This is a genomic window from Propionivibrio sp. (assembly GCF_017995515.1).
Lineage (GTDB): Bacteria > Pseudomonadota > Gammaproteobacteria > Burkholderiales > Rhodocyclaceae > Propionivibrio.
Genome location: NZ_JAGOIT010000096.1, coordinates 1 through 1,634, shown reverse-complemented (window position 1 = coordinate 1,634; position 1,634 = coordinate 1). Strand labels below are relative to the sequence as shown.

Genomic DNA, 1,634 nt, shown 5'->3' with positions numbered 1-1,634 from the left:
GCTTGCTGGCGCTTACGGTCGGACGTTCTTGTCCTTTTCGTATTGCGGCGAACGCGGGCCGTAGAGAATGCCATTCGGCATCCCGGCGGCCAACAGGCGATAGCTGGTCACGCCGGCGACCTGGTGCGACCGATTGACCGCATTTTCAACGATCTGGTTGACCACGGCCTGAACCAGCAAGCCGATGACGCCGCCGCTCGAACTCCGTCCCTCGGCACTTGATGCGGTGGCCGACCCTTGCCAGATGACCTGATCGGTCTTCAAGTCCACGAGGCGGGCGCCCGCGGTCACCCGACTTTCGCTCGCGATGACCGAGTAGACGGTTCCGTACTGCTTGATCTCGATGTACAGCGCCGTATCTGCGCCAAAAATCTCGCGCAGTTTGCCGGGGGTTACGGAGTGCATCTCGGCGGCATTGCTCAGTCCGTTCTGGCGGAAGGTCTCGTCCACCAGGCTGACCGGGAAGACGTAATAGCCGGATTCGGCCAGCGGCAACGTCACTTGCGACAGCATGCTGTAGGTCGCCGCAATGTCCGGCGAGCTGTTCAGCGGCGGCAAGACCAGGATCGACGCCGGCCTGCTTTGTCGGAAGGCCGTGTAGTCATACGGCTGTTGCGTTGCACAGCCGGCTGCCAGAACGGCGGCGACGGCCGCCAGGCAACAGTTGCGCAGCGTGCGCAGGTTCGGAAAGTCAAATCGCATCACCGGAATCCGTTGTGGGGTTGTTGATATTTGCGCATGAGGAAATCCATGTACGCGGCGCTTTCCGGATATAGGGCCTTTTCCGTCGTGAAGTAGTGCAGCATCTTGTCGGCATGCTCGGTCTGGGCATAAAGAACGCCGAGGTGAGCGTTGTAGCCGGGCGGTACCGGGAGACCGCTCGCGCGCGCCTTTTCAATACCGGACTCGAGCGCCGCGATTTGCTCCTCCGGCCCGGCGTCCTTGGTGAAATGTCCGTAGACTTCTTTCTGGTAGTCACCCCAGTAGTAAAGCGGCGGCGTCTTGGTCGCACACCCGGCGACGAGCAAAACGCATGCGACCGACAGGCAAGCCGCCTGCCGGGAAAACAGAGACTGTGTCATGAGATACCCTTCCTGTCCCTGTCCCTGTTACGGTTGCCCGGGTTGCCAGGCGCCGGATTGAATGCCGTCGACCAGACGGTTGACCGCTTCCCGCATCGCCAGGTCGAGCACCTTGCCGTTGAGCGTCGAGTCATAACTCGACGTGCCGCCAAAGCCGATCACTTCGCGGCTGTCGAGACTGTATTCGCCGGCGCCGACGGCCGAGAACACCACTTCCGACGTCTCGACATTGACGACATTCAAGCTGACCTTGGCGTAGGCAATCTGCGACTTCGCGCGACCGAGAAGCCCGAACAGTTGCTTGTCGCCGACTTCCTTGCGGCCGAACTCGGTGACGTCACCGGTGACAACATAGGTCGCGCCCTTGATGCTCTGCTTCTTCCTGGCGAATTCAGCCTCCTGCTTGATCTCGGGCATATTGTCGCGATCGAGCACGTTGAAGCGGCCGGTCTGTTGCAAATGGGTGATCAGGATTGTCTTGGCCTGGCTGCCCAGTCGGTCGACACCGTCCGAGAAGATGCCGCGCATGAAGTTCGAGCGGTTGTCGAACTT

The 1,634-nt window shown here is 60.9% G+C and carries 3 protein-coding genes; all 3 read right to left on the bottom strand.

Annotated features, from left to right (window positions below):
* Nucleotides 1–12: 12 nt before the first annotated feature.
* Nucleotides 13–702: a DUF799 domain-containing protein gene (locus KBA32_RS13815; protein ID WP_294359880.1), complete on the bottom strand. Its 690-nt coding sequence runs from the start codon at nt 700–702 to the stop codon at nt 13–15.
* On the bottom strand, nt 702–1,082 hold the full coding sequence (locus tag KBA32_RS13810; RefSeq protein WP_294359877.1) for a DUF4810 domain-containing protein: 381 nt from the start codon (nt 1,080–1,082) through the stop codon (nt 702–704). The genes KBA32_RS13815 and KBA32_RS13810 overlap by 1 nt, the downstream gene beginning before the upstream one ends.
* A 27-nt stretch (nt 1,083–1,109) precedes the next feature.
* On the bottom strand, nt 1,110–1,634 hold a 525-nt coding region (locus KBA32_RS13805), incomplete at its 5' end, for a CsgG/HfaB family protein (RefSeq protein ID WP_294359874.1).

Coding starts and splice junctions, on each gene's coding strand:
- KBA32_RS13815 (WP_294359880.1), bottom strand. CDS start 702: ATGCGATTTGACTTTCCGAACCTGCGCACGCTGCGCAACTGTTGCCTG.
- KBA32_RS13810 (WP_294359877.1), bottom strand. CDS start 1,082: ATGACACAGTCTCTGTTTTCCCGGCAGGCGGCTTGCCTGTCGGTCGCA.